The 26,523-nt window shown below is 69.2% G+C and carries 27 protein-coding genes, 1 tRNA gene and 2 pseudogenes; 16 read left to right on the top strand and 14 right to left on the bottom strand.

Annotated features, from left to right (window positions below):
- Positions 1-142: 142 nt before the first annotated feature.
- From ACWD4G_RS42905 to ACWD4G_RS42875, 7 genes are all read left to right on the top strand, one after another.
- Positions 143-352 carry a hypothetical protein gene (locus ACWD4G_RS42905; protein ID WP_159706421.1) on the top strand — a complete coding sequence of 70 codons (210 nt, stop codon included), beginning with the start codon at positions 143-145 and terminating at the stop codon, positions 350-352.
- Positions 336-848 (top strand): DUF6879 family protein, encoded by a 513-nt coding sequence (locus ACWD4G_RS42900; RefSeq protein ID WP_451303670.1) that lies wholly within the window; start codon positions 336-338, stop codon positions 846-848. The genes ACWD4G_RS42905 and ACWD4G_RS42900 overlap by 17 nt, the downstream gene beginning before the upstream one ends.
- Positions 845-1,678: a helix-turn-helix domain-containing protein gene (locus ACWD4G_RS42895; protein WP_451303668.1), complete on the top strand. Its 834-nt coding sequence runs from the start codon at positions 845-847 to the stop codon at positions 1,676-1,678. The genes ACWD4G_RS42900 and ACWD4G_RS42895 overlap by 4 nt, the downstream gene beginning before the upstream one ends.
- 294 nt (positions 1,679-1,972) lie before the next feature.
- Entirely contained in the window at positions 1,973-2,110 is a 138-nt protein-coding gene (locus tag ACWD4G_RS42890; RefSeq protein WP_451303666.1) for a hypothetical protein, read from the top strand.
- 14 nt (positions 2,111-2,124) lie between these two features.
- Positions 2,125-3,312 (top strand): cupin domain-containing protein, encoded by a 1,188-nt coding sequence (locus ACWD4G_RS42885; protein ID WP_451303664.1) that lies wholly within the window; start codon positions 2,125-2,127, stop codon positions 3,310-3,312.
- Positions 3,313-3,341: 29 nt separating this feature from the next.
- Complete coding sequence (locus ACWD4G_RS42880) at positions 3,342-4,214, top strand: aldo/keto reductase (RefSeq protein ID WP_451303662.1); 873 nt, start codon at positions 3,342-3,344, stop codon at positions 4,212-4,214.
- A complete protein-coding gene (locus ACWD4G_RS42875) occupies positions 4,195-5,049 on the top strand; it encodes a hypothetical protein (RefSeq protein WP_451303660.1) in 855 nt (284 codons plus the stop codon). The genes ACWD4G_RS42880 and ACWD4G_RS42875 overlap by 20 nt, the downstream gene beginning before the upstream one ends.
- 67 nt (positions 5,050-5,116) lie before the next feature.
- On the opposite strand, the gene ACWD4G_RS42870 is transcribed toward ACWD4G_RS42875, so the two are convergent.
- Genes ACWD4G_RS42870 through ACWD4G_RS42860 form a run of 3 tightly spaced genes read right to left on the bottom strand, consistent with a single transcriptional unit; the run spans position 5,117 to position 6,858 of the window.
- Positions 5,117-5,794 carry a hypothetical protein gene (locus ACWD4G_RS42870; RefSeq protein WP_451303658.1) on the bottom strand — a complete coding sequence of 226 codons (678 nt, stop codon included), beginning with the start codon at positions 5,792-5,794 and terminating at the stop codon, positions 5,117-5,119.
- A gap of 9 nt (positions 5,795-5,803) precedes the next feature.
- Entirely contained in the window at positions 5,804-5,992 is a 189-nt protein-coding gene (locus ACWD4G_RS42865) for a DUF397 domain-containing protein (RefSeq protein WP_451303656.1), read from the bottom strand.
- 11 nt (positions 5,993-6,003) lie between these two features.
- Positions 6,004-6,858 carry a helix-turn-helix domain-containing protein gene (locus ACWD4G_RS42860; RefSeq protein WP_451303654.1) on the bottom strand — a complete coding sequence of 285 codons (855 nt, stop codon included), beginning with the start codon at positions 6,856-6,858 and terminating at the stop codon, positions 6,004-6,006.
- A 217-nt stretch (positions 6,859-7,075) separates the two neighbouring features.
- On the opposite strand from ACWD4G_RS42860, the gene ACWD4G_RS42855 reads away from it, so the two are divergent.
- Positions 7,076-7,534: an ATP-binding protein gene (locus ACWD4G_RS42855; protein WP_451303652.1), complete on the top strand. Its 459-nt coding sequence runs from the start codon at positions 7,076-7,078 to the stop codon at positions 7,532-7,534.
- Between the two features lie 10 nt (positions 7,535-7,544).
- The gene (locus tag ACWD4G_RS42850; RefSeq protein WP_451303650.1) at positions 7,545-8,126 is read left to right on the top strand and encodes a GNAT family N-acetyltransferase; all 582 of its coding nucleotides are present in this window, start codon (positions 7,545-7,547) and stop codon (positions 8,124-8,126) included.
- On the opposite strand, the gene ACWD4G_RS42845 is transcribed toward ACWD4G_RS42850, so the two are convergent.
- The 7 genes from ACWD4G_RS42845 to ACWD4G_RS42815 all read right to left on the bottom strand — a co-directional run bounded on the left by ACWD4G_RS42845 (position 8,119) and on the right by ACWD4G_RS42815 (position 15,663).
- Positions 8,119-9,279, bottom strand: coding sequence for an aminotransferase class I/II-fold pyridoxal phosphate-dependent enzyme (locus ACWD4G_RS42845; protein WP_451303648.1), 1,161 nt, complete (start codon positions 9,277-9,279; stop codon positions 8,119-8,121). The two genes, ACWD4G_RS42850 and ACWD4G_RS42845, sit on opposite strands and share 8 nt — an antisense overlap.
- The gene (locus ACWD4G_RS42840) at positions 9,276-10,697 is read right to left on the bottom strand and encodes an MFS transporter (RefSeq protein ID WP_451303645.1); all 1,422 of its coding nucleotides are present in this window, start codon (positions 10,695-10,697) and stop codon (positions 9,276-9,278) included. Before ACWD4G_RS42840 ends, ACWD4G_RS42845 begins: the two co-directional genes overlap by 4 nt.
- A 114-nt stretch (positions 10,698-10,811) precedes the next feature.
- A complete protein-coding gene (locus ACWD4G_RS42835) occupies positions 10,812-11,561 on the bottom strand; it encodes an SDR family NAD(P)-dependent oxidoreductase (protein ID WP_451303643.1) in 750 nt (249 codons plus the stop codon).
- A 39-nt stretch (positions 11,562-11,600) separates the two neighbouring features.
- A complete protein-coding gene (locus ACWD4G_RS42830; protein ID WP_451303641.1) occupies positions 11,601-12,371 on the bottom strand; it encodes an SDR family oxidoreductase in 771 nt (256 codons plus the stop codon).
- A 36-nt stretch (positions 12,372-12,407) separates the two neighbouring features.
- A complete protein-coding gene (locus tag ACWD4G_RS42825; protein WP_451303639.1) occupies positions 12,408-13,085 on the bottom strand; it encodes a cupin domain-containing protein in 678 nt (225 codons plus the stop codon).
- Positions 13,066-13,698 carry a hypothetical protein gene (locus ACWD4G_RS42820; protein WP_451303637.1) on the bottom strand — a complete coding sequence of 211 codons (633 nt, stop codon included), beginning with the start codon at positions 13,696-13,698 and terminating at the stop codon, positions 13,066-13,068. The genes ACWD4G_RS42825 and ACWD4G_RS42820 overlap by 20 nt, the downstream gene beginning before the upstream one ends.
- Positions 13,699-14,022: 324 nt before the next feature.
- Positions 14,023-15,663 (bottom strand): M1 family metallopeptidase, encoded by a 1,641-nt coding sequence (locus ACWD4G_RS42815; RefSeq protein ID WP_451303635.1) that lies wholly within the window; start codon positions 15,661-15,663, stop codon positions 14,023-14,025.
- 7 nt (positions 15,664-15,670) lie between these two features.
- Here ACWD4G_RS42815 and ACWD4G_RS42810 point away from each other — a divergent pair, with 7 nt between their 5' ends.
- On the top strand, positions 15,671-16,171 hold the full coding sequence (locus ACWD4G_RS42810) for a hypothetical protein (RefSeq protein WP_451303633.1): 501 nt from the start codon (positions 15,671-15,673) through the stop codon (positions 16,169-16,171).
- 1,088 nt (positions 16,172-17,259) lie between these two features.
- Here ACWD4G_RS42810 and ACWD4G_RS42805 read toward each other — a convergent pair.
- Positions 17,260-17,965 (bottom strand): annotated as a pseudogene (locus ACWD4G_RS42805) (pentapeptide repeat-containing protein).
- A 200-nt stretch (positions 17,966-18,165) separates the two neighbouring features.
- On the opposite strand from ACWD4G_RS42805, the gene ACWD4G_RS42800 reads away from it, so the two are divergent.
- Both ACWD4G_RS42800 and ACWD4G_RS42795 read left to right on the top strand, forming a co-directional pair.
- Positions 18,166-19,512 carry an FAD-dependent oxidoreductase gene (locus ACWD4G_RS42800; protein WP_451303631.1) on the top strand — a complete coding sequence of 449 codons (1,347 nt, stop codon included), beginning with the start codon at positions 18,166-18,168 and terminating at the stop codon, positions 19,510-19,512.
- 116 nt (positions 19,513-19,628) lie between these two features.
- Positions 19,629-20,606 carry a zinc-binding dehydrogenase gene (locus ACWD4G_RS42795; RefSeq protein WP_451303629.1) on the top strand — a complete coding sequence of 326 codons (978 nt, stop codon included), beginning with the start codon at positions 19,629-19,631 and terminating at the stop codon, positions 20,604-20,606.
- An 86-nt stretch (positions 20,607-20,692) separates the two neighbouring features.
- Here ACWD4G_RS42795 and ACWD4G_RS42790 read toward each other — a convergent pair.
- Together ACWD4G_RS42790 and ACWD4G_RS42785 are read right to left on the bottom strand one after the other, a co-directional pair.
- A pseudogene (locus tag ACWD4G_RS42790) lies at positions 20,693-20,910 on the bottom strand (FAD-dependent oxidoreductase); the annotation flags it as partial.
- Positions 20,911-20,968: 58 nt separating this feature from the next.
- Positions 20,969-22,165, bottom strand: a complete 1,197-nt coding sequence (locus ACWD4G_RS42785) for an NAD(P)/FAD-dependent oxidoreductase (protein ID WP_451303627.1) — start codon at positions 22,163-22,165, stop codon at positions 20,969-20,971.
- A 139-nt stretch (positions 22,166-22,304) separates the two neighbouring features.
- On the opposite strand from ACWD4G_RS42785, the gene ACWD4G_RS42780 reads away from it, so the two are divergent.
- On the top strand, positions 22,305-23,195 hold the full coding sequence (locus ACWD4G_RS42780; protein WP_451303625.1) for an aminoglycoside phosphotransferase family protein: 891 nt from the start codon (positions 22,305-22,307) through the stop codon (positions 23,193-23,195).
- Between the two features lie 166 nt (positions 23,196-23,361).
- Here ACWD4G_RS42780 and ACWD4G_RS42775 read toward each other — a convergent pair.
- Positions 23,362-23,435 (bottom strand) — tRNA-Thr (locus tag ACWD4G_RS42775).
- A 240-nt stretch (positions 23,436-23,675) separates the two neighbouring features.
- Here ACWD4G_RS42775 and ACWD4G_RS42770 point away from each other — a divergent pair.
- The 3 genes from ACWD4G_RS42770 (at position 23,676) to ACWD4G_RS42760 (ending at position 26,302) form a co-directional block, all read left to right on the top strand.
- On the top strand, positions 23,676-24,764 hold the full coding sequence (locus ACWD4G_RS42770) for an ABC transporter ATP-binding protein (RefSeq protein ID WP_451303623.1): 1,089 nt from the start codon (positions 23,676-23,678) through the stop codon (positions 24,762-24,764).
- Between the two features lie 229 nt (positions 24,765-24,993).
- Complete coding sequence (locus tag ACWD4G_RS42765; protein WP_451303621.1) at positions 24,994-25,458, top strand: hypothetical protein; 465 nt, start codon at positions 24,994-24,996, stop codon at positions 25,456-25,458.
- Positions 25,459-25,570: 112 nt separating this feature from the next.
- A complete protein-coding gene (locus ACWD4G_RS42760; RefSeq protein ID WP_451303619.1) occupies positions 25,571-26,302 on the top strand; it encodes a nucleotidyltransferase family protein in 732 nt (243 codons plus the stop codon).
- The last annotated feature ends 221 nt before the right edge of the window (positions 26,303-26,523 follow it).

Here is a 26,523-nt window from a genome sequence, read left to right as displayed (position 1 = left end):
CAGCCCACCACCCTGCGCATACCTCATGAAGACGGCGTACCGCGAGGATCAAGCCCTGTCAGCCGCTACGACAACCCGAGTTCAAGCTCAGTAACGTCGTTGGACGGGCGGCCCAAACGGGGCCAGAGCAAGGGGGTTTGGCATGTCCGAACATTCGGCACTCACCCGGCTCACGGGCAACGGCAACGGCGAGTGCGGAGAGAAGGACTGCCCGAACGTATACCGCACGGCCACGGGATCGTTCGTCGTGCAGGGCGACGTGTCCGACGCCTTCACTCCGCCTGCCGGGGAAGGGCTCGTGGAAATCCCGGAAGCGGTTCTCAGGGAGGCAATCCGTGCACTTGGATGGTGACGCGTGGAATGACTGCTTCGATTCCATGGAGCGGGAGGCGTGGCGGCTGGAGACGCTGCCCGTTTACACCATGCCCCAGGAAGCGGAGAAGCTGAAACGCTTTCTCTCGGGGGAGAAGTCGCCGGACGATTACACGTCGGCATGGATGGACGAGGTCCGGCAATGGGCCTCGGAAGGAAAGCGTATCGGCAGGGTCCATGTCGTGACGCGTCCGCTCTCGGATTATCTGCGGTTCGAGTTCGAGTACTACTACCGGCACCACGTCAAGGCGGGTGAGGATATCCGTATTCTCGACCTCACCGACCGAGAGAACCCGGGCCTTCCGGATCAGGACTTCTGGATGTTCGATGATTCCAAGGTAGTCCTGATGAACTACCGGGAAGACGGGGCGCAGATCAGCCGGGAATTGCACGAGGGCGACACCGAGCCGTACCGGATGTGGAAGCGGATTGCCGTTACCGAGTCGGTTCCATTCCTGGAGTACGTGAGCGGGTGACGTTCAACCCTGAACAGTTGAGGCAGCCAAAGCAGGAATTGGCAGCCCTGCTGAAAGAACTACGCAAGCGAGCCGGCCTCACTGGGGACCGGCTCGCTCGGCGTTGCAACATGTCCCAATCAAAGATCAGTCGGATCGAGAACGGGAAAGTCCTGCCAAGCCTCCTCGACCTGGAGAGAATCCTTCGCGCTGTCGTGGCTCCGCCCGAGGTCATCGAAGAGGTCATCGCCCTCGCGAGGCTGGCCAACACCGAATGGCAAGATCTGCGCTCGCTCCGGCGCAGGGGCCTGGAGAAGAAGCAGACTGAACTCGCCGCCCTTGAATCCTCGTGCACAGAGTTCCGCTTCTTCCTGCTCTCGATGATTACAGGTCTGCTGTCCACCCCTGAGTACATCCGGGCCAGCCTTGCCCATTCTCCGGCCGATGTCACTAAGGCGATCGCGAGAAAACTGGAGCGGCAGGAAGTTCTCTACGAGACGAAGAAGCGGTTCACTTTCATTCTCACTGAGCAGGCCGTGCGGTGGCCACTCCTACCTCCGGCTGCGATGGCTATGCAGATTGACCGGCTGGCTTCACTGACCCACCTCACGAACGTGAAGCTCGGCGTCATCCCAATCGCGGGATACAAGCCCATGGCTCCGATGGACACCTTCACCATCTACGACAACACCCTGGCCACCGTGGAAAACACCACCGGTGTCGTGATCCTGAGAGATCCACGAGACATCGAAATGCACCTGGAACTTTTCTCCACGCTGGAGAGCTATGCACTGTTCGGTGGCGAAGCACGAGCCTTGTTGGCTGAGTGGTCTGCCGCCTGCCGTTCATGATCTTTAGTCCATGACGGGAAAGAACTACACAGCCGTCGCTTTCTAGGCCAATGATTTCCTCCATGGCAGCGACCGAGCGAAACAAAAGGCGGGTCCGCTACGGCGTGGGGTGGCGGCCGGGGTACCGGCGGAGGTTCGCCCCTGACGCTGGTGTGCGCTCATGACGGACGGGCGCATGGCTCTTCGGGTGTCATATGACGGGGCCCGGACGTACGGCCCAGTGCGCACGGTGCTGTTCCTTTGCTTCCTGCCGGAATCCCGGTGGGAGTCCCCGAGAAGAGAGAGGTAAGTCCGATGGTGGAAGAGAACACCGGTTCGGTGACCCCCGAGGGGGGTGGCCTGCTCCTCGCGAAGCGGAAGATCGTGGCCGCGCGCACCCGTGCCGAGCAGGAGTCTGACGTCAGCAGTGGCCGTTCCGACGGCAACGACTGACGGGAGCGCCCACGGTGCTTGATGCAGCCTCGTGGGCGGGGCGTATGGGCGGGGACGCGTTCCTCGCCCATACGTACCACCGCTCCTACGCACACATCCCTGGCGCCGCCGACACGGCGGACCTGTTCTCCTGGGACGACCTGAACCGGATCATCGCCACGCAACGGCTGGAGCCGCCCCGGCTGCGCCTGTCGGTCGACGGCGAGATGGTCCCGCTCCACCGCTATGCGATCCCGACCACGAACCGCCGCGCGGTCACCTGGTCCCGTATCCAGCCGTCCGACTTCCACGCCCAGCTCAGGGAGGGGGCGTCGCTGGTCCTGGACGCGGTGGAGAAGATCCACCCCGCCGTGGGGACGGCTGCGGAGGGACTGGAACGCTTCCTCGGAACTTCCGTGCAGGCCAACGTGTACGCCTCGTGGACCGAGCGGGAGGGCTTCGGCCGGCACTGGGATGACCACGATGTGGTCGTGGTCCAACTGCACGGCTCGAAGCGGTGGCGCCTGTGGGGGATGACCCGTGAGGCGCCTACCTTCCGGGATGTGGGGTCGCCGGAGGAGCCGGAGGGCGGCCCGGTGGCGGACCTCGTTCTGTCCCCGGGTGATGTGCTCTACCTGCCGCGCGGCTGGTGGCACTCGGTCACCGCTGACCAGGGGACAGAATCCCTTCACCTCACGTTCGGGATGGTCCCGCACACGGGCGCTGATCTGATGCTCTGGGTCGTCGACCAGCTCCGGGCGTCCCTCGCGCTCCGCAGGGACATCCCGCGCTTCGGCTCGCTGGCGGAACAGTCGGACTTCACCGACGCCGTACGCCGTGAAGTGGCCGACATGATGGCGGACCCCCGCCTCGTGGAGCGGTGGGTAGAGTCGATCGACACGACGGACCTGGGTCACGCGATTCCGTCCCTGCCCTACGTGGACGGCCTCCCCGCACGGGGCGAGATCACGGTCAAGCTCACCACTCCGAGGGGCCGCCTGACGGCGAACCGCGAACAGGGCACGGTCACCTTCTCGGCGGCTGGTACCGCTTGGGACTTCGCCGAGTCCGCCGCGCCCGCGCTGGGCACGCTGCTGACCAACCAGCAGACCACGCTCGGCGAACTCGCCGACTCTGCTGGACTGGAGGTCAAGGAGGTGGCCGAACTGGTCTCCGCCCTCATCGACGGCCATGCCGTCGCAGTGGTGGGGTCGGCGCTGTGACCGCCGTGCTCTCCCTGGGGACATATCGCGTGCGTGCCGTCAGTCAGGCGGCACGCACCGCCCTGGCCGCCGGTAGCCCATGGGTGGACACGGCACCCAACTACGCCCATGGTGGGGCGCATGAGGAACTGCGCCCGGTTCTCGGGGAGTACCCCACCGTGCGGGTAGCCACGAAGGCGGGGTTCTTCACGGCAGAGCAAGGCCGCACCGCCCTGACTGAGGGCGTGCTCACCCGGGAAGAGGCGGCCGGTAGGCACAGCCTTGAACGGGGCTTCGTCCACTGGCAGACGGAGCGATCCTTGGCCACGCTCGGTCGCGTGGACCTGGTGTTCGTGCACAACCCCGAGCACCACGGGCACGGCCTTGACCGTACCGCCCTGCAATGGCGTGTGCGGGAAGCGTTCACGGCGCTGGAGGAGTTCGCCCATGCGGGCCGGATCGGCGGGTACGGCGTCGCCACCTGGTCCGGCCTGACCTCCGGAGCGCTCAGCGTGCCCGAGTTGCTCACGCTCGCCCGGCAGGCGGCCGGTTCCGCCGAGCACCACTTCACGGCCTTGCAGATCCCCGTCAGCCTGATCATGGATGCCCCGATCACACAGGCCCTGAACGGCGGCGGACCACTGGTGCAGGCGAAGGACGCGGGGCTGATCACGTTCGGCTCTGCTCCCCTGCACGGCGGCGAACTCCTCGATGCCATGACACCCGAACTGGTGAACCTCATCCGCCCCGGCCTGTCGGCCGCAGCCGCTGCCCTGCTGGCCGCTGGCTCGTGCCCTGGCCTTGATTTCGTCCTCACCTCCGCGAGCACCCGCGAACACTGGGACGATGCCGCCAAGGCTCTGGCTGCGCCGCTGACGGCCATGGAACTCAGGAAGGTGACGGATGAACTCGCCTCTGAATAAGGAGGTGCAGTCCCTGATGGAGGCCGCCCACGACCGGGCGGCCAAGGCTCTGGGGCTGACGTGCTCGGGTCCGCTGGCGTGGGGCTTCCTCGGAGTCACCCTCGGACGCCAGGCAGGGGACCGGTGGCTACGGGTCAGCCGGACAGCGAAGCGCAACGCGGGCAGGAAGCAGGGGGAGGGCATCGTCGGTGCCTCCCTGCTCGTACCTGACGCTGTCCCGCGCCCGCGCCTGTACGAGGTGCACGATTGGACCGACGGCGAGTGGGCCTTCGAGGCGGAAGTCCTCGACTACGTCACGCAACCCACCGTGTCCCCAGACCGAGCCGACATCGACCACGACCCCGGGTTGTCTGACGAGTGGTGGGCGGACCTTCGTCAAGCCCTTGATCTACTCGCTGAAGCGGAGGGTGTGAAGACGACTGTCCGGGACGGGTGGATTGAACGAGCCTTCCCCCAGTTCCTTGGCATCCCGGCCCCCGCCAAGGTGGAGCGGGTGACCGGTCACGGTGACCTGCACTGGGGCAACCTCACCGCCATGCCCCTGGCCCTATTGGACTGGGAGCGGTGGGGCCTCGTGCCCTTCGGCTATGACGCGGGTCTCCTCCACGCGAACAGCCTGCTCGTTCCCGACGTTGCTGCCCGCATCCGAAGAGAGTTCGCAGCGGTCCTCGACACCCCGGCCGGCCGAATCGGGGAACTCGCGGCCCTGGCCGAGATGCTGCAAGCCGTAGCCCGTGGCTGGTACCCCGGCCTTGCGCCCCACTTGGTCGCCCGAGCGGAAGTGCTCACGGGAGTGCGCCCGCCCGTTCCGGTGCACTCCGAAGTGGGCGCCTGACTGCGACTTTGACGAACGAGGCCCCGTCGATGTCGAACGCGTACAGGCAGGGCTTCAGCACGGTCCGTCACATCCGCCAGTCGCCGCAGTACTGGATGTGCAGGCTCGCCGGTATGTTGCGGCGGGTGTGGGGGCGGGACCAGGGGCCGGCGGTGAGTTCGACGCAGAAGTGGGTGGCGTTCGGGTGGTGGTGGAAGTAGGACGGGGCCTCGTCGGTGAGGGAGCGCAGGAGGGTGCCGTGTTCGCGGAACGCGGGGGTGCTGGCGGTGATGAAGAGGGTGTGGGCCGCGATGTCGAAGGAGAAGTGGTCGCGGTACGTGGCGTGGTGTCGGCGGTCGTAGTCGATGGTGGACTCGTCCGGGAAGTCGTCGTCCGGGGTGGCCGTCTTGTGGAGCTGCCCGGCGCCCAGTCGTGCGCGGACGTCCTTCCAGGCGGCGGGCGGGAACCGCAGGCTGTGGTGGGCTAGTACGAGGTCCAGTGAGACTTGTTCGCCATCGTTGGGTACGCCGTCGGGGGCCGGGTTGGCCCGGATGGGCAGATAGATCAGCGAACGGGCGGACCGTGCGGCCAACGCCCACAGCGCGAGCAGTTGCTCCGCGCCGCGCCTGTCGGCGTACATCGACAGCCAGTGCCGGTCGTCGCGCAGCGCGAGCCGTTCCGCCACGGCCGCCGGGTCCGGCCGGACGACCCGGACCTCACCGCCGCCCAGCCGCACGTTGTGCACCCGCACCCGCTGCCGCTCCACGTGTCTCCTTCAGAACCGGTACGCCTCGCCGCCCTTCAGCCGCCGGATCAGTGCGGCGACCCCTGCGGGGGCAAGGGCGAGTACATCAGCGGGGGTCTCGCTTTCGCGAAGGGATATTCGGCCCCGGTGGCGGGCCAGTTCGACGCAGTTCCCGCCCTCCACGCCGGAGAAGGACGACTTCTGCCACTGCTCGGACACTGTGTTGCCTCTCAGATGTCGCGCACGATCTGCTGGATGAGCTTTCGGGACTCCGCCTCGCTCAGGGACGCGCCCTCCGCGACATCGAGCAACTGCCCGTATCGGTGCAACTGGGCCTCGGCGCCCACGAAGAAGCTGCCTGCGGGGCTGTCCAACTGGACCGTGTCGAGCTGCGGCACGATTCCCCCGGCGTACATCGGGGCGTTGGTCGCCTCGATGAAGTCCTCGCAGCTGAACGGGATGACCCGAACCGTGACAGACGGCCGCTCCGACATTGCCAGCAGGTGCTCGAGCTGTGCTTTGGCGACCTTGCGCCCGCCGAAGCGCATCCGTAGGGCCGCTTCGTGAACGATGGCGCAGAACGGGGGCGGCTCGGCCCGGTCAAGAATGCGCTGGCGCCCCAGCCTGAACTCCACACGGGTATCCACAACCTCATCGGGGAGGACGGGCCGGTAGCTGCCATGGATCGCCCGAATGTAGTCCTCCGACTGCAGGAGGCCCGGCACGTTCACCACCTGGACGCTGCGGAGGTAGGCGGCATGGTGCTCCAACTCCGCGATGTCCAGGAAGCCTGGGCTGAGTACACCCCGGTACTCGTCCCACCATCCCTGCCCCCGCGACTCACGGGCAATGGCGCACAACGCGTCAACCAGGTGCCCGTCGTCACACGCGTAGAAGACAGCCAGCCGACGGATGCGCTCCTCACTGACCCCGATGCGGCCCGACTCGATGTGGCTCATCTTCGCCTGATCGGTGGAGAGCAGGCGGGCGGCCTCGCGGGCCGTCCTGCCTGCGCGGTCTCTCATCTTGCGCAACTCGGCACCCAGTCGCATCTGGCGAGCGGTCGGATTCTCTCTCGGCGGCATGGTCCCTTTCCTTTCGAAACCGAGTTTCCCCGGCCGCATTGAGCCGGTCCACTCACACGGGTGAAAGCTCCCGGAAATCTTGCCCCGTGGCAACTTTTTACCCTAACTTCCAAGATGTCAGCGCACACCAGTAAGACCCCAGTGCAGCCAGGCCAGTTGGCGTGGCCGGGCCAGGGCGGTGTGCCCACTCACCCGACCCAACGAGAAAGGCCGCCCCATGGAGCCGGACCCGGACATCCGTAACGCCGTCACTCACCCCCCGCAGATCTACCGCCTCCGCACCCCCAACTCCCCCACCAGCCCCAAGATCTGCCGCGATGTCGTCGCACTCCTCCTCCAGAGCACCGGGCACGGTGAACTCGTCGACACGGCCAAGCTGTTGGTGTCCGAGGTGGTCACCAACGTCGGGCTGCACACCGACTCCTTCGACGTCCGGCTCGAAGCCGTCATCCGGCACGACCGCGTCCACGTCTCCGTGTACGACGACGAGGGTCCGATCAGGGCGCTGCCACCCGACCGTCCGAACCCCACGGTCCCCGACTCCGACGCCGAGAGCGGTCGGGGGCTGATGTTGCTCTCATGGCTCGCTCAGGAGTGGGGCGTAGGGCAGAGCCGTCAGGGACGCGGGCCATGTCCGCACGGCAAGCGGGTGTGGTTCGAGTTGCGTGATCGATAGCCTGCCGGGAATGTTGATGCTCGACAGCCTCCGGGCGGCCCAGGCCCAGGACGGTTCCCTACCCGGTGCCCTCCTCGCCGAACTCACCGCCCTGCACGCCTCCAACCACGCCTTCTACGCCCTGAGCGGTGACTTCCCGGACGCGTACGACATCCGGCCCGAAGAGGTGAACGCGGCCCTGGCGGTGGAACTGGCCAACCCGGACGTGGAGATCGTCCTCGCCCGCGCCCAGGACACCGGCACCGGCGCCCGCACCGGTGACGACAGCCGGGGGCGGCGCCTCGTCGGGCTCGTCATCACCCTCTCCCGGCATCCCGACCCCGCCGACCCCGACCCCTGGATCGGCCTGCTCCTCGTACACGCCGACGCACAACGGCGGGGGTACGGGCGGCAGTTGGCGGCGCTCGTCGAGGACCGCTTCCGGAGGGCCGGGCGGGACGCCGTACGGCTGGCCGTACTCGACAACAACCCCGGCGGCTTCGGCTTCTGGACCTCCCTCGGCTACGAGGTGATCGCCCGGCGCCGCGATCGGCAACTGGGCCGCCCCTGCGCGGTGTTGCGCAAGCGCCTGGCTCCGGCCCGCCTCACCTGAACCCGGCCAGCCTCTCGACCGCCTCCCGCAGCCGGTCCTCCGGCGCCAGCAGGCTCACCCGTACGTAGCCCTCGCCGTGCTCGCCGAACCAACGGCCCGGCGAGACCGCCACCTTGGCCCGCTCCAGCAACGTATCGGCGAAGGTCATGGACCGATCCCCGCCCGGAGTCGGGAGCCAGACGAAGATCGAACGCGGGGTGTCCAGCTCCCAACCCGCCTCCCGCAGGCCCGACACGAAGAGGTCGCGGCGGTGTTCGTAGGTCTTGGTGAGGTCGTGGACGCAGTCCTGGGGGCCGGACAGGGCCGTGATCGCGGCGCGTTGGACGAAGGGCGGGAGCGAGACGTAGTAGTGCTCCTGGAGGAGGTCGATCGCGGCGACGATCTCACGGTTCCCCACGACCGCTCCGACGCGCCAGCCCGCCATGTTGTACATCTTCGACAACGAGATGAACTCGACGCCCACCTCCTTCGCGCCCTCCGCCCGCAGGAACGACACGGGGGCCTCGCCGTCGAAACCCAGCGCGCCGTAGGCGAAGTCGGAGGCCACGATCACCTCGTGCTCCTCCGCCCAGCGGACCGTGTCCTCGTAGAAGTCGAGCGGTGCCGTCACCGACGCCGGGTTGTTCGGGTAGTTCAGGAACAACAGCCTGGCCCGCCGGCGGGTCGCCGCGTCGAGGTCGGCGTAGTCGGGGAGGAAGCCGTTCTCCCGGCGGAGCGGCATCGGATGCCGATGGGCTCCGGCGAGGTCCACGCCCGCCCAGTAGTCCGGGAAGGCGGGGTCCGGCATCAGGCAGACGTCACCGGGGTTCAGGAAGCACTGGCTGATCTCGACGAGTCCGGCCTTCGCGCCGAAGAGGAGCGCGACCTCGGCCCCGGGGTCCAGTTCGACCCGCTGGTGGACGCGGTACCAGTGGGCCACCGCGGCCTTGAGTTCGGGCAGGCCCGAGAAGGAGCCGTAGCGGTGGGTCGCCGGGTCGAGTACCGCCGTACGCAGCGACTCGACGATGTGCGGCGGGGTGGGGAGGTCGGGGTTGCCCTGGCAGAGGTTGACGACGTCCTCGCCCGACCGCACCAAGCGGTCGATCTTCGCCACGGTCGTCGCGAACTCGTTCCTGGGCAGGTCCAGCAGCCGCTCGGCGGGCTCGATCCTCACGGCCGGCGGCCTCCGGCTTCACGGTCGGCGGCCTCCACCACTTCCACTCGACGGCCGTGCTCGTCGTACGAGTCCATGGACATGCTCATGTCCGATCCGGCCGGGGGCCTCTCCGGCCTCTCCGGCCTCTCCTCGGGCCGGCCCCCGCGGTACGTCCACGCCGTCAGGACGCAGGCGACGAGGGTGATGGCCGCGCAGACGAAGCCCACGGCGGTGAAGCCACGCGCGGTGAACAGCGGGCCGAGGAGGGCGGCGCCCAGGGCCACGGCGAGGTTGGTGGCGAGGCTGTAGAACGCGAGGATCGTGCCCCGGTGGCTCTGCGAGCACTCGCTGAGCAGCGTGCTGAGCAGGGTGACGACCAGGCTCTGCATCGCGCCCCACAGGAAGAGGCAGACCACGAGCAGCGGTGTCAGACCGTCCACGAGCGGAATGACCGCGAGCGCCGGGGCCAGGCCCGCCAGCAGTCCGACGAGCACCTTCTCCTTGCCCAGGTCGTCGGCCCACTTACCGGTGACGAAGCTCGTCGCGAAGCCGAGGCCGTAGAGCAGGATCATCACCGCCGTCCACGAACTGTCGTCGCCGAAGCGGTACTGCAGCGCACTGCCGAGGTAGGTGTACATGCCGTAGAAACCCAGCATGTTGAGGAAGGTCGCCACGACGTACACGAGCACCTTCGGCGCGGTGAACGCCTCCACGACGGACCGGGCCCAACTGATCTGGGGGGCCTTGTCGGTGGCCTTGTCGCCGGCCTTCTCGCCGGGCCTTTCGGCGTCGGCCTTCTCGCCGGGCCTCTCGGCGTCGGGCCCGTCGGTGGTCTCCTCGGGCAGTGGGCGGGCGCTGTCGCCGGCCCGGAACAGTACGCCGATGACGAAGACACCGAGGACGGTGAGCAGGCCGAAGGTCCACCGCCAGCCGACCCGTTCACCGACGAACGACCCCATCGGCACCCCCAGCACCAGCGACAGCGACCAGCTCGACACCACGATTCCCATGGCCTTGGCCCGGTAGCGGTACGGGATCTGGTCGCCGACGAAGGCGTACGCGCTCGGAACGAAGGCCCCCGTCGCCAGACCGGCGAGCGCCCGCCCGGCGAAGAACACGCCGAGACCGCCGGCGAACGCGCACAACAGGGTGCCCGCCACGAACACCGCCATCCCCGTCACCAGCGCCAGCCGCCGCGACACCCGGTCGCCGAGCGGGGCGAAGAGCAGGGCGCCGAGCGCCGTGCAGACCCCGTAGACGGTGACCGACAGCGCCATCACGGCGACCGAGGTGTCGAACGCCCTCGACATGTCCAGCAGCAGCGGGGAGACCACCAACTCCTCCGAGCCGACCGCGAAGATCCCCGCCATCAGTGCGAGGACCGTCAGCAGGGGGAAACCTGCCGCGCGCTGCTCGCCGCCCACGCGTTCCGACACTCCAGCCAACCTTTCTTGCCCACGTGCTTTTCTGCGTACGTGTTTTGCGTACAGGCCTTGCGTACGTGCCTGTTGCCGACGTGCTCCGCCCGCCGGGCGCGGCGGGACCTGTCTCTAGACGGCCGTGTAGCCGCCGTCGACCGTCAGGGCCGCGCCCGTGATGAACGACGATCCGTCCGACGCGAGGAAGAGGATCGCGTTCGCGACGTCCTCGGGGGTGCCCAGCCGGCCGACCGGGTTCAGCTTCGCCTTCGCCTCCCTGAGCGCGGTGTCGTCGCCGACGGCCGCGTCCGTCATGGGGGTGTCGATGATGCTGGGGCAGACGCAGTTGGCCCTGATGCCGTACTGGGCGTACTCCACGGCGAGTGACTTCGTCAGCATCATCACGCCGCCCTTGGTGGTGTTGTACGCGGCGATGCCGGGCCAGGCCACGAGCCCGCTCACGGAGCAGACGTTCACGATCGCTCCGCTCGTCGCCGCCATCATCGTGCGCAGCGCGTGCTTGGAGCACAGGAACATGCTCTTCAGATTGGTGTCGAACAGACGGTCCCACTCGGGCACCGACATCTCGTGGATGGGGGTGGATATCTCGATGCCCACGTTGTTGACCAGCACGTCCACCCTGCCGGTCGGCTCGGCGGCGACGGCGATGACGTTCGCGCAGTCCGCCTCGGCCGTGAGGTCGGCCCGGACGAAGACCGCCCGATGCCCGTCGCTGTTGAGCTTGGCGACGACCTCGGAGCCGTTCTTCTCGTCGACATCCGCGACGACGACGCTCGCGCCCTGCTGGGCGAACTCGATCGCCGTCCGCCTCCCGATCCCCGACGCGGCACCGGTGACCACGACCACTTTGTCCTCGAACAAGAGTCAGCCTCTCCCCTCACACACAACACACAATTCGGTTCAAACGCTTCTCAGTTGGCCGCCGTCCGCCGAGATCTGCTGCCCGGTGATGTACGAGGCCTCGTCGGACGCCAGGAAGCCGATGAGAGCGGCGACCTCGTCGGCCTGGCCCGGCCGGTCCATGGGGATCGCCCGCAGCAGGCGGTCCTCCACCTCCTGGCGGGAGGCCCCGTCGTCCCGGCTCATGGACCCCACGGCCTGGTCGTAGCGCGGGGTGCGAATGGTCCCGGGATGGACGCAGTTCACCGTCACGTTCCGCGCGGCGTACTGCTGGGCCAGGTATTTCGTGGCGTTGGAGACCGCCGCGTTGACCAGCCCGGACAGAAACATGCCCGGCATGGGCTCCTTGCCCGCGTTCCCGACGACATTGACGATCCGCCCGAATTCGTTCCGCGTCATCAAGGGGACGAGGGACTTGATCAGGTCCAGATAGGGAATCAGTTTCTGATTCATCGCCGTCATCACGTCGTCGTTGACGCACACCCCGTCGAACGGGCCCGGCGCCGGACCGGGCCCGTTGTTGACCAGGACGTCGACCCTGCCGAATCGGCGTTCCACGTCGGCGACGAATTCGGCACGAAAGGCGGGCGAGGTGATGTCACCCGGCAGAACGCAGGTGTTCCGCTCGTCGCCGGATTCCCGTGCGACCTTTTCCAACGCCTCACGGCCACGGGCGCACAGGACCGTCGCATACCCCTTGGAGACGAGGTGCAGCGCGGTCGCCCGCCCGATACCGCTGCCGGCGCCCAGCACCACCGCTACGCGTACCACCGATCTCCTCTGCTTTTCTTTTTCTCTTCTGATTGGCTACTTGGGAACCCGGTGATACCGGGGCGGGATGAAGATGTTGAGGGAGCGCGCCACGCCTTCGTGCGGGTTCGCGGCGCCGTGCCCCTCCTGGCTCTCACAGAAGTAGGTGGCGCCGAAGACGAGTTCGTGTGTCGTCTCCTCGACCGTCATGTCGTAGCGCCCTTCCAGACAGATCCCTATCTGTTCGTGCGAGTGCTTGTGATACGGCATCTCCCCACCGCCGGGGATATCGGCGATCATGAGTTCGATCCAGTTCTCCAGGAAGAACGTGACGTCCATTCCGACGAACTTGCGCGATTCGATCGGCCCCATGAAGTAGGCATCCGGCGCGGTGTAGTTCTCGCCCGGCTTGTAGCGCTTGATGTCGAGGGCGATGGTCTCCTCGGAGGTCGGGTTCACCGCCGAGTGCTCGACATGGGGAGGGGCGACATAGACGTCCCGTTCGGCCCGCATCAGCTTCGTCACTCCGCCGACGGTCATGGAGAGCTGCCCCCGGACGACCATCCCGACCTGGGCTTCCTGGTGAGAGTGGGGTGCCACGACGGCGCCCGGCGGGATGTGCGACACCAGTACCTCGGTATCGCCGCGCCGATAGGACTCCATCCGGATTCCGTTGTCGTGCAGCACCGGTGCGGCGGACGGGAAGTAGGGGATCTCATGCACCTGCGTGGTCATCACGGTCCTTCCTCTTCGAGAAGACGGTCCAGGTCATGGGGATCGGCGAGAACCGGTAGACGAATTTCAGGTTGTGCTGTCTTGCGGCCTGTTCATTGGTGATGGCGATGTTGTAGCGGCCGTCGGCCACATCACCGGCCGCCTGACTCGTCGAGGTCGTGGTGACGAGTTTCACCGGCCGGTCGAAGTAGTACTCCAGCAGCGGAATGGGTGCCGGATGGGTGACCACGGTGTCGGTGTAGAGCAGTTCCTCGCGGAAGGCGAAGTCGGATCGCGCGGCCAGGCCGTATTCCGGTGTGCTGCCCCGGAACACGATCGACGGTTCCAGCAGCGGATTCATATAGAAGGCGTTGATCCTGGCATAGGCATGCGGGACCAGCGCGAGATCCAGGCGCTCCTCGATGAGCGCGTCCAGGCATTGCTCGAAGGTCTCCTCCAGAACAATGCGGAATTCGCCGTCGGCGCCGACAAAGCGCGCCATTAACTGGGCGATGTATTCACTACTGGTCCCTTTGGGCCCCAACGTACCCAGTGCCGTGGAGCGTCTGGAATGGTCGGACACGAGCGCCATGAGCGCCCGTCTTTCGTCGTCGGAGATCTGAAGCGTCGCCATGCTCCCCCTCGTACCCCTTCCCCCTCGGACATCACTGGCGAGCAGATGAAAGTCTCACGAACGTTTGTTTCCGGATTATTTCATCCGTGGGTCGGTATGTTTCTCGCCCGTTGCGCCGAAATCACGGGAATCCGGGCGACCCAATGAATAGTTTCACGCCACATATAAGCGGAATTGACATTCCGCGTTTCCCCGATGGTCATGGACCGTCATGACTGACCTCGAAAAAGACGGAGTACGACGGAAAACCCGGCGACCGAATCAGGCCAACCCCGCGGGGCGTGGCCCCGGCCCGCCCTGGCCGGGCGGCCCTGGCCACGGGGGTCAGTCGTCCTTCGGCGGCTTCCCCTCCCCGTACAGCCACTCGTCCCAGATCGACGCCAGCTCCGCGTCCGGGGCCGTCCTCTCCGCGTACTCCTCGGCGTACGAGGTGAAGTCGGCCGTACTCGCGTTGCCGTACCGGTGCTCGGCGGCCCACCCCTGGAGGAGACCCGAGAACGCCTGGTCGCCGACGGCCTCCCTGATCTTGTGCAGCACCATCGCTCCCCGCTCGTAGACGGGGCTGCCGGAGATCCGCGCGGCACTCGGCGGCTCGGCGGGCGGAAAGTCCCACACGGCGGCGTTCGAGGCGGAGTCCGCGTAGTAGGTCCCCTCGTACAGCGCGTCGAAGATCTCCTGAGCGGTGTCGCCCCCGTGGTCCTCCTGCCACAGCCACTCCGCGTACGTGGCGAACCCCTCGTTCAGCCACATGTCCCGCCAGCTCTTCGGCGTGACCGAGTTCCCGTACCACTGGTGCGCCAGCTCATGGACGAGCAGTTCGATGGACGGGGCCCCCGGGAAGACGGGCCGGTTCTGGGTCTCCAGCGCGTACGACACGTCCTCGGGGCGGTCGACGACGGCCCCGGTGGAGGAGAAGGGGTACGCCCCGAACCTCCCCTCCGCCCACCGCATGACCTCGGGCAACCGCCCCAGCACCTGACGACTGCCGCTGACCTGCGAGGGGTCGACGGCGATGTACACGGGGAGTCGGTCCGCGCCTGCCGCCGGGTCCGTGCCCGCCGAGCCCGGTACCTCCGGGTCCGCGTCCACCGAGCCCGGTCCTTCCGGGTCCGCGCCCGTCGAGCCGGCTCCCCCGCGCCGTATGCCGTACGCGTCGACCTCGTACCGGCCGACGGCGAGCGTGGCCACATAGCCGGCCATCGGCTGACGGACCCGCCAGGCGAACGTCGTACGACGGCCCGCGCCCCCCTTCTCCTTCCTCACCTCCCCCTCCTCCCTCAACTCGCCGTTGGACACGGCGTGCAGGCCCTCGGGGACGGTGATCGTGATGTCGTAGGTGGCCTTGTCGGAGGGGTGGTGGTTGCCGGGGTACCAGGCCATCGAGCCGGTCGGTTCGCCGAGGGCGAGGACGCCGTCGGCGGTGGGCAGCCAGCCCTCCCGGGAGCCGTCGGGGTCGGTGATCGTCTCCGGTTGACCGGCGTAGCGAACGGTCGTCCGGAACGTCTGCCCTTTCCTCACCCCGCCGTTCGGGCGCACGGTCAGCTCCTGTCCGGCGCGCTTCCACTCCGCCTTCGTGCCTTCGACGGTGACCGACTCGACGTCCATCCCCTTGAAGTCGAGGTGGAACGAGCTGAGGTGCTGCGTCGCCCGTGCCGTGATCACGGCAGTGCCCCGGAGGCGGTCCCTCTGCGAGTCGGAGTCGGGCGGAGGGGTGTAGTCGAGGGTGAGGTCGTAGTGGGTGACGTCGTAGCCGCCGTTGCCGAGCTTGGGGAAGTACGGGTCGCGGAGGCCGGCGGAGCCGGGGGTGCCGGCGGCGTCTGCCGATCTGCCGCCGTCGCCCGTGTCGCCGTCCCCCGTACAGGAGGTCAGCGTGAAGGCCAGGGTGAGGGCGAGCAGGGCGGCCGCGGCCGGAACAACCGGTACAGATCGGTGCACGGCGGAGATCCTATGAGGCCATGACACCATCGCCTACGTGCTCGACATCGGCTACGCCCTCTCCAACCGCTTCCCGGACCCACCGCAGACGGACTACCGCCGCGCGGACGTCTACGCGCTCCGGCACGATCTGTTCTGCGGGGATGTGTATCTCGCCGACGTCAAGGCGGACCGGGAGTTGTCCACAGCCTGGGGATGGGTGCCGGTGCTGGACTTCGCGTGGGCGCTGTGCGACATCGTCGAGCAGCTGGACAAGGACCCCGCGGGCTCCCGGGCCTCCCGCCCGCAGTACGCGGAGCTGGACTTCACCGAGTCCACCGACCGCATGCTCTTCGAGCGCCGCTTCGGCTGGGTCGACATCGAGGCCGACTGGATGCCGACCGAGGAACCCCCGCTGACCTTCTCCCACTCCGAACTCCGCAGAGAGTCCCGCGACTTCCTCCACGACCTCCTGGCCGACCTCACCGACATGCACGACCCCCTGGCAGAAAACCCCGCCATCTGGACACTCCAGGCCCGCTTTCCTCGCATCGGCTGAGCCGATCACACGGAGGGGGCTGGCCGAGGCACAGGGGCACAACCCTGACGAGGCCGGTGACCCAGCCCCCCTAACGGGGCGGAGGCACAGCCCTTTAGCAAGGGCGGGGCGGCAAGCGCGCAGCCCCGGCGAGGTCGGAGGCGCAGCCTCATCGCGGGTCAAGGGGGCACAGCCCGGCGGGGCGGCAAGCGCGCAGCGCCAGCGGGGTCGGAGGCGCAGCCTCATCGCGGGTCAAGAGGCGCAGCCCCCTGAGCAGGGTCGGGGCCGAAGCCCCGGAGCGGGATGACAGGCGCAGCCCCATCACGGTTCAAAAGCCAAAGCTTCAGCAGGCCCGCAGGAGCGCAACCCCAGCGGGGCGGCAGGCGCGCGGCCCCGACGAGGTCGGAAACGCAGCCGCTTGGCCGAGTCGTACGGGCTAAGCCCCAGCAGGGGCCAAGGCGCAGCTTCATCACGGGTCAAGGAACGCCGCCCGGCAGGGTGGCGAGCGCGCAGCCCCAGCGGAGCCAACGAGCCGAAGCTTCAGCAGGGCGGCAGGCGACGCGCAACCCCGGCGGGGCGGCAGGCGCGCGGCCCGGCGAGGTCGGAAACGCAGCCCCATCGCGGGTCAAGGGGGCACAGCCCGGCGGGGCGGCAAGCGCGCAGCCCCAGCGGGGCCGAAGCGCTGGCAGGGCCGCAGGCGCGCAGCCCCAGCGGGGTCGGAGGCGCAGCCCATCGCTCGTCAAGAGGCGCAGCCCCATCGCGGGTCAAGGAACGCCGCCCGGCAGGGTGGCGAGCGCACAGCCCCAGCGGAGCCAACGAGCCGAAGCTTCAGCAGGCCCGCAGGAGCGCAGCCCCGGCCGGGCGGCAGGCGCGCAGCGCCCAGCAAGGTCGGAAACGCCGGCGCTTGGCCGAGTCGTACGGGCGCAGCCCTAGCAGGGGCCCATAGCGGGGCCAGCGAGGTCGATGGCCCCGTAGCGGGTCAAGGGGCGCAGCCCCTTGGTGGGGTCGAAGGGGCGCAGCCCCTGGGGATGGGAAGGGTAAGGGCGGCGGGGGCGACAACACATCCGGCACCCCGCACCCGGCACCCCCTCGCCCCTCCCCTCCCCACCTCACCCCTCCACCCGAATCCCCATCTCCCCCGCCAACACCGGCGCCAAGTCCATCAGTTGCCCCGCACTGATCACCGCCCCCGACAGCCGGTCCACTCCCCGCGCGATATCCACAGCCGCGGCCCCCCGCAGATCGACATCGCTCAACGCCGCCCCACTGAGATCCGCCCCCTTCAGCACACACCCCCCGAACTCGACCCGCTCCAGCCGCGCACCCCCGAAGTCCGGTTCGACCAGCACACAGTCCTCGAAGACGACGTCCTTGAGCCGAGCCTCGCGCAGATTCAGGTAGTCGATCTTCCCGCCCCGGATCACCACCCGCTCCAGCACGGCCCCGTACAACTGCACGCCCCCGAACCGCGCATCCACCACCTCGACATCACGCAGGCTCGCCTCGGCGAGATCGGTGCCGACCCCTCGCACACCGGTGAGCACACAGTCCAGCACCCGCGCCCGCCGCAACCGCGTCTCGTCCAGCGCGCACCCCCGTCAACGCGCAGTCCATGAACCGGGCACCCCCGCCGTCCTGCCCGACGAAGTCCTCCTCCCGGAACTCAAGGGAGTCGTAGTCCCCGTCCGGCTCCAACCCCCCGCCCCCGTACACCTCCAACGCGGGCAACCGCACCTCCGGCCGCCGCGCCCCCTTCACCCCGGCGGCACCGCCCCCACGGCCACCACCACTCCCACCACCCGCTCGCCTCGCCATGCCCCCATCCTGCACCCCACCACTGACAATCCCCCCTGACCTGCGAAAACACCCCTCAGACCACTCCCGCCACCGCCCCGCATGTCACATTCCGGCCCCCTCGACCAGTCGTACTCACGAACCGACAGCCCAACACCGACGACCCGCACCGATCCGCACCGATCCGCACCGCACCGCACCAACCCAAGGGAGCCCCGACCATGCCCCACACCCCAGCCGGCAGCCGCCGTACCCCCACTCACCTCACAGTCATCGGCGGCGGCTTCGCCGGCCTGACCGCCGCCATCACCGCCGCCGAGGCGGGCGCCAAAGTCACGCTGTACGAGGCGCACCACACACTGGGCGGCCGGGCCCGAACCTCACAGGGCCCGTACCGTACGAACGAGGGCCCTCACGCGCTCTACAACGGCGGCCCGCACTGGACCTGGCTCAAACAACGCGACCTGATCCCCCCACTGGCACCGATCCCCCCACTGGAGGCGTCCCGGCTGCGGCTGCACCACAAGGGCGCCCTCCGCCGCACCCCGCCCTTCGCGATGCTCAAGCTCCTGAGCCGCCGCACGGCCCGACTCGCCCCCGTGGACGTCGACTTCCTCACCTGGGCCACCGACCTGGCGGGCGAGGAGGCGGCCCGCGCCGCCGCCAACTACGCGGCCGTGGCGATCTTCCACCACGACCCGGGCTCCCTCTCCGCCGCGTTCGTGCAGGAACGCCTGCTCAGGGCCACCAAGATCCCCCCGGAGGCGCACTACCCGCGCGGCGGCTGGGCGAGCCTCACCGACCGCATGGCGGCCCGCGCCTGGAACCTCGGCGTCCGCATGGAGACCCTCTCCCGAATCGACGACCTGACCGCCGTACGAACGGACGCCCCCGCCACAGGCACCACCACCGGCACCACCACCGGCACCATCACAGGCACCGGCACCAGCCCCGCCACTGGCATCCGCCCCAGCCCCACCACCCCGATCATCGTCGCCACCTCCCTCGACGCCGCCCGCCGCCTCCTCCGCGACGACACCCTGACCTGGCCCAGCGCCCGCACGGTCCTGCTCGATCTCGCCCTGCGCCCCCGGCGCGGCGACGCCTTCGCCGTCTCCGACCTGGACGCCCCCGGCTGGGTCGAACGCTTCACCGCACAGGACCGCACCCTCGCCCCGGCCGGCGAACAGCTCCTCCAGGGCCAGTTCCCGATCGCCCCGCACGAGTCCCGCGCCGACGGTGTCGCCCGTGCCGAGCACCTTCTCGACCTGGGCTTTCCCGGCTGGCGCGACCGGGTCACCTGGCGCCGCGAGGCCACCTCGAACGGCCGTACGGGCGCGGTCGACCTCCCCGGCACCAGCTGGCGCGACCGCCCCGCCGTCGACCGGGGCGACGGCGTCTACCTCGCCGGCGACCAGGTGGCCGCCCCGGGCGTCCTCTCGGAGGTCTCCTTCAACAGCGCCCTCACGGCCGTCTCCCTGGCCCTCGGCAGGCGGAGCACGGACAACCCCCTCAGCCAGAGCACGGGCACCCCCCTGAACAACCCCCTTGACCTCAAGCGCGCTTGAGGTCGAAAGCTGATCTCACCACGCCAGCCGTACCACCCCGTACGGCGCCCAGGTACGGCGCCCAGGTACGCCACGCAGGTACGACACACAAGTACGCCGCCCAAGGGGGACCCTCCATGCACGCGATCCGCCTCCACACCTTCGGCCCGGCCGAGAACCTCGTGTACGAGAAGGCCGAGGACCCCGTACCCGGCCCCGGCCAGGTCCGTATCGAGGTCGCCGCGGCCGGCGTACACCTACTCGACACGGCCCTGCGCCAGGGCCACCAGGGCGGCCCCGGCCCGGTACCCGAACTCCCCACCATCCCCGGCCGCGAGGTCGCCGGAGTCGTCGACGCCCTCGGCGAGGGCACCCCGGACCACTGGCTGGGCAAGCGGGTCGTCGCCCACCTCGGCTTCGTCCCCGGCGGCTACGCCGAACTCGCCGTCACCGACGCCACCCGCCTCCACGAGATCCCGGAGAACCTCGACCCCGCCGAGGCCGTCGCCATGATCGGCACGGGCCGCACCACGATGGGCATCCTCCTCTTCGCCGAACCGGGCCCCGACGACGTGGTCCTGATCCCCGCCGCGGCCGGCGGCATCGGCACCCTCCTCGTCCAGTACGCCAAGAACGCGGGCGCCACGGTGATCGGCCTGGCCGGCGGCCCGGAGAAGACCGCCCGCGTCACGGCGAACGGCGCCGACCTCGCCATCGACTACACGACCCCGGACTGGTCACAACACCTCGCCCCCTACGACCGAAAACTGACGATCATCTACGACGGCGTGGGCGGCGCGGCGGCCGAGCAGTCCGTCCCCCTCCTGGCCCCCGGCGGCCGTCACCTCGTCTTCGGCTGGTCGGCGGACGGCATCAAGGACAACAGCGAGCCCCACCTGGTCGAGGGCGTCTCGGTGTCGGTCCTGGGCGGGGAGATGTACCGCCGGGCAGGCGGCGAGAACCCCCTGCGCACCCTCGAACTCCGGGCCCTGGCCCAAGCCGCCGAGGGCCGGCTGACCCCCGCCGTCCACCGCTTCCCCCTCCGCGAGGCCGCGACCGCCCACCGAGCCCTGGAAACCCGGGCGACAACCGGCAAGGTGATCCTGGAGCCCTGACCACACCACTCCCCTTCGCCGACACCACTGCCCCTTGCCGACACCACTGCCCCCCTTCCCCACACCAGTCCCTCCCTGGCTACCCCCTACCTCCCCGCCACCCGGTCCGCCCCTTCGCCAGCCGCGACGACCCGGCGCTGTACATCACTCTCTCCCGCCGGTCGGCGGCCCGATACGCCGCGTACAGCCCCCGCACCCCCACCCACCGCAACGGCTCCGGCTCCCACCTGCGCACCCGGTGGTCCACCCACGGCAACCCGGTCAGCTCGGTCGCCCCACCCTGCCCCGAGTCCCGCTGGACCAGGGCCTGTCGTTTGGATCACGCCTGGGCCGCGGGGCGTGGCACGCACTCCCCCACTGCCTTAAGGGCGTGGGGGGACCCCCAGCGGCGTTGTCGTCGGTTGCCAACGCTCCGCGTCGACGCCCTCCTCCGCCTTGCAGCTGCACGCTCCCCCACGCTCGGCTTCGCTCGCGCGGGAGGTACCCCCATCGCCCCGCTCACCGGCAGCCGCCAAGGCGCCGTAGCCCGAAGCCGGCGTGATCCAAACGACAGGCCCTTCCCGCAGCGTACGGGCGGCGAGATTGGTGGTGGCGACCCCCGAGCCGACATAACCGCCCGCCCACCCCAGCCCGGTCGCCCGGTCCAGCGTCACCGTCGCGCACCAGTCGCGCGGCACCCCGAGCACCCCCGACCAGGCGTGCGCGACCCGCACCCCCGCCAGCGAGGGAAAGAACCGCAGCAGAATCTCCCGCAGCGGCTCGGTGACGATCATCGAGGAGTTCATCGGCAGCCAGGTCCGCCGCTGCCCCTTGAGGTTCGCCGTGAACCCCTCGGTGCAGCGCAGCACATAGGGCGCCCGTACCGTCCCGTACGGCGTGACCGCGTGCTTCGGCCGGATCTCGGTGACCGGCGTCAACTCATGGATGACGACGCCGAGTTCCTCGACGACCCGCGCCGGCCCCGTCACCAGCTTCACCGGATTCACCCGGGCCCCGTGCGGGGTCCAGGTCGACCCCACCGCCCCCGCCACCCGAATCCGCTCGGCGGTCTCCCGAGCCCCGTACAGCTCACGATCACGCTCCCCGTACGCCGCCTCATGCGCGTGAAACGCCTTGAGCCGCGCCAACTGCGCGGGCGTACACGCCACTTCGAGCACCCCACCCCGATGGATGTCGGCGTCGATGCCCTCCTCCCCCGCCACCCGCACGACTTCCGCCACGGTCTCGTGCATGGCCCCCTGAAGCCGTACGGCGGCCTCCCGGCCGTGCAGCCGCGCATACCGGTCCCGCCCGGCGATCCCGTTGTAGAGCCATCCGCCGTTGCGCCCGGACGCCCCGTATCCACAGAACTTCCGCTCCAGTACGACGATCCGCAGAAAGGGCGCGGCCTTCTTCAGGTAGTACGCCGTCCACAACCCGGTGTAGCCGCCCCCGACGATCACGACGTCGGCCGAGAGACCCCCCACCAACGGCTCCCTGGGCACAGGCACCCCGGCCTGCGCGTACCAGAAGGAGACCCCACCATTGACGACCCCGGCGACCGCGTCCGCGCTGCTCATGGCCGGAAACTAACCCGCCGCCGGGCCCGGTGTCCCCTACGGATTCCGTCGTCCCGGCGCCTTCCGCACCGGATTCGGCAGCGGACCACGGCGGAAAATCCAGAAGCCCCAGCCGCCCCCCACCCGTAACGTCACCCCCATGACCCAGGCCATCCACGTCCCGGAACAACTGGCCGAGACCCAGGCGGAGATCAACGGAGAAGCGGGCCGCGCCTTCGTCGCCAACCTCCCGGCCCTGGCCGCCGCCTTCCTCGACCGCTGGTCCCTACGCCTCGACGGCCCGTCCATGCACGGCATGTGCGCCCTGGTCCTCCCGGTCGTCCGCACCCCCGACGGCACCCCGGCGGTCCTCAAACTCCAGATCCTCGACGACGAGAGCGAGGGCGAACCGACCGCCCTGCGCGTCTGGAACGGCGACGGCGCCGTACGACTCCTGGAGTACGACGACGAAACGGGCACCATGCTGCTCGAACGCCTCGACCCGGCCCGGATGCTCACGTACGAGCCCGACTCCCGCAAGGCCACCCTGGTCATCGCCCGGCTCCTGGCCCACTTGACCGCGACCCCGGCCCCGGAGGGCATGCGCCGCCTCGCCGACATCGCGACGGACCTGCTGCGCCGCACCCCACCCGTACTCGAACGCATCCCCGACACCACCGACCGCCGCCTGATCGCGGACTGCGCGGCGGCCGTACGCGAGGTGCTCCCCGACCCCGGCGACCGCCTCCTGCACTGGGACCTCCACTTCGACAACGTCCTGGCCGCCGACCGCGCCCCCTGGCTCGCCATCGACCCCAAACCCCTCGCCGGCGACCCGGGCTTCGACCTCTGGCCCGCCCTGGACAACCGCTTCGACCCCGACGAGGTCAAGTGGCGCTTCGACGCGATGACGGACGTCCTCGCCCTGGACCGCGACCGCGCCCGCTCCTGGACCCTCGCCCGCCTCCTCCAGAACGCCATCTGGGACATCGAGGAAGGCCGCCCCCTCCAGCCCACCGACCTGGAAATCGCCCGCCGCCTACGACACTGACACGCGGCGGCCCGTGTGTCGGACGCGCGGCGATAAGGCCCAGGGACAGACCGCGCTTCGTACCCTCGGTGATCAGCCCGGGCCTAGCAAGACAACCGGCAGCCGCCCCCCCCAAACACAAGAAACCGCAGACCAGGCGGATACCTGACCCACGGTTTCTCAGCGGAGCCCCCTGTCGGATTCGAACCGACGACCTACGCATTACAAGTGCGTTGCTCTGGCCAGCTGAGCTAAGGAGGCGGGGCCCTCGGGAGGGCGCCCGTGCAGTGTACCCACGTCGGAGGGTGCGCTCGTCGAAAATTTCCGCGAAGTTCACAGGGGTCCAGGTGCTGACAGAACACGTGAACGGGAGGTACCGTCCAGAGCCAGTCCCGCGTCATGTGTGGACTACACCACTGCGGATCAGTCCGTGGTGGATCACCACCTTCCTACAACGGATCGTCCGGCACGTTCCTGCCGGTAGAAGGGGGCCTCTGAGCCATGGCCACTGTCTCGTTCGACAAGGCGACCCGGATCTACCCGGGTTCCACCAAGCCCGCCGTCGACGCACTCGACATCGAGATCGCGGACGGCGAATTCCTCGTCCTGGTCGGCCCGTCCGGCTGCGGCAAGTCCACCTCCCTGCGCATGCTCGCGGGCCTGGAGGACGTCAACGGCGGCGCCATCCGCATCGGTGACCGCGACGTCACGCACCTGCCGCCCAAGGACCGGGACATCGCCATGGTGTTCCAGAACTACGCGCTGTACCCGCACATGTCCGTCGCCGACAACATGGGCTTCGCCCTCAAGATCGCCGGCGTCAACAAGGCGGAGATCCGCAAGAAGGTCGAGGAGGCCGCCAAGATCCTCGACCTCACCGACTACCTGGACCGCAAGCCGAAGGCCCTCTCCGGTGGTCAGCGCCAGCGTGTCGCCATGGGTCGCGCCATCGTGCGTGAGCCCCAGGTCTTCCTCATGGACGAGCCGCTGTCGAACCTCGACGCCAAGCTCCGTGTCTCGACCCGTACGCAGATCGCGTCCCTCCAGCGCCGCCTCGGCATCACCACGGTCTACGTCACCCACGACCAGACCGAGGCCCTGACGATGGGCGACCGCGTGGCTGTCCTCAAGGACGGTCTGCTCCAGCAGGTCGACACCCCCCGCAACATGTACGACAAGCCCGCCAACCTCTTCGTGGCCGGCTTCATCGGCTCCCCCGCGATGAACCTCGTCGAGGTGCCGATCGCCGACGGCGGTGTGAAGTTCGGCAACTCGGTCGTGTCCGTCCAGCGTGACGCGATCTCCGCCGCCACCGACAAGACGGTCACCGTGGGTGTCCGCCCCGAGCACTTCGACGTGGCCGGCGCCGACTCCGACCAGGGCGTCGCCGTCACCGTCAACGTCGTCGAGGAGCTGGGCTCCGACGCCTTCGTCTACGGCACCGCCCAGATCGGCGGCGAGGCCAAGGACCTGGTGGTCCGCGTCGGCGGCCGCGAGGTCCCGGAGAAGGGCTCCACGCTGCACGTCGTCCCGCGCGCCGGCGAGACCCACGTGTTCTCGACCTCCACGGGCGAGCGCCTCTCCGACTGATCCGCAACCCGTCCGGTACGAGCCCCTCGTACCGGATAAATCACCCAGGTTGACGAAGAGGGCCCCGCAGACCACTGCGGGGCCCTCTTCCATGCCGCCAACTACCCCGGCAAACCCACCCATTTCGACCACCGAGCGTCAACGCAGTACCCAAAAACCGGCACTTCAACATCCCCCATATCGGTGACCTAATGTCGCCATATCACTACCCCGCGCTACGCTCACTCGCGTGAAGCACACCCACACCTACACCCAACGGACGCGGCGCGGCCGTGGCCCCGCCCGTCGGATCGGCCGCTCCCTCGCCCTGGTCCTCCCCGTCGTCCTGGTCCTCTCCGGCACCCTCGCGGTCACCCGGGTCCAATGGACCACGACCGACCCCGACCAATCGGTCCTCGCCGCCTCGGACGTGGCCGAGCTGGAGTCCTCCAAGCGCGCCAAGGCCCGCGCCCCGCACGAGGTGCTGCAGGACAAACTCCTGCTGGAGCTGCAGGACGAGGACCCCGGCGTCGCCCTCACCCACCTCCAGGAGGCGGTGAACGAACGGCCGTCGCTGGCGAAGCACTGCACCGCCATCGCCCGCGCCCTCGGCCGCGCCGCCGTCCGCGCCTACGGCCCCACCCGGGCCCAGTCCTTCGCCCGCCCCGTCTGCGACACGTCGTACGCGACCGGAGTGGCCGCCCAGTTCGCCTGACCTCCCCGGCGATCCCCCGGGTACCCCACCCCGGTACACCCCGGTAACCCCCCGCTGTGCCGATCCCCAGGGCCGTGCTCCCGCGAACGGGGCGCCACGTACAGTTCCGGTCATGACCGATCCGAACGCCGCGTCGCGCCCCGTTCAAGCCGTGGTCCTCGCCGGTGGCCAGGGCTCCCGGCTGCGTCCGTACACCGATGACCGGCCGAAGCCCATGGTGGAGATCCCCGGTACGGGCACCCCGATCATCGGCCATCAGCTCGCCTGGCTCGCCGAGGAGGGCGTGACCAACGTCGTCGTCTCCTGCGGCCATCTCGCCGACGTCCTTCAGAAGTGGCTGGACTCGGCCGACCTCCCCGTCCACGTCACCACGGTCGTCGAGACGGAGCCCCTGGGCCGCGGCGGAGGCCTCAAGTACGCCGCCGCGCGCCTCCCCCACCCCGACCGCCCCTGGTACGCCACCAACGGCGACATCTGGACGCGTTTCTCGCTCCGCGACATGGCGGACTTCCACACCGAGCGCGACGCCATGGCGACGCTCGCCCTGGCCCGTCCTCGCATCCCCTGGGGCGCGGTCAAGACGGACGGCTTCGGCCGCGTCACGGACTTCATCGAGGCCCCGCCGTCGCCGTACGAGATCAACGCCGGCGTCTACGTCTTCTCCCCCGAGTTCGCCGGCCTCCTCCCCGCCCGGGGCGACCACGAACGCACCACTTTCCCCCGCCTCGCCAGAGAACGCCGCCTGGCGGGCTTCCCCATCCCCCAGGGCGCGTACTGGCGAGCCATCGACACCGCGAAGGACCTCACGGAGGCCGCGAAGGAATTGGCGGCCCTGGGCCGCTGAGCGCTCCGCGCGGGCTGCCGGCGGTGAATGCGGCTCCGCCGCGCGGGCTGGCTGGCTGTGGGTGCGGCTCCGCCGCACGAGTCGGCCGCCGGGGCCGTGATACGCCGTAGATCACCTGCGGCACCGCTGTGGCTGCTCACACCCACGCGGCGGAGCCGCACATCGATACAGCCCCGCGCCCCTTGAAGGCGCGGGGCGCGCCCCGACAGCCTGCAGACAAC

This window comes from Streptomyces sp. NPDC002643 (assembly GCF_053592555.1).
Note: the sequence above shows the minus strand (reverse complement) of the source record. Positions and strands in the feature narration are given on the sequence as shown.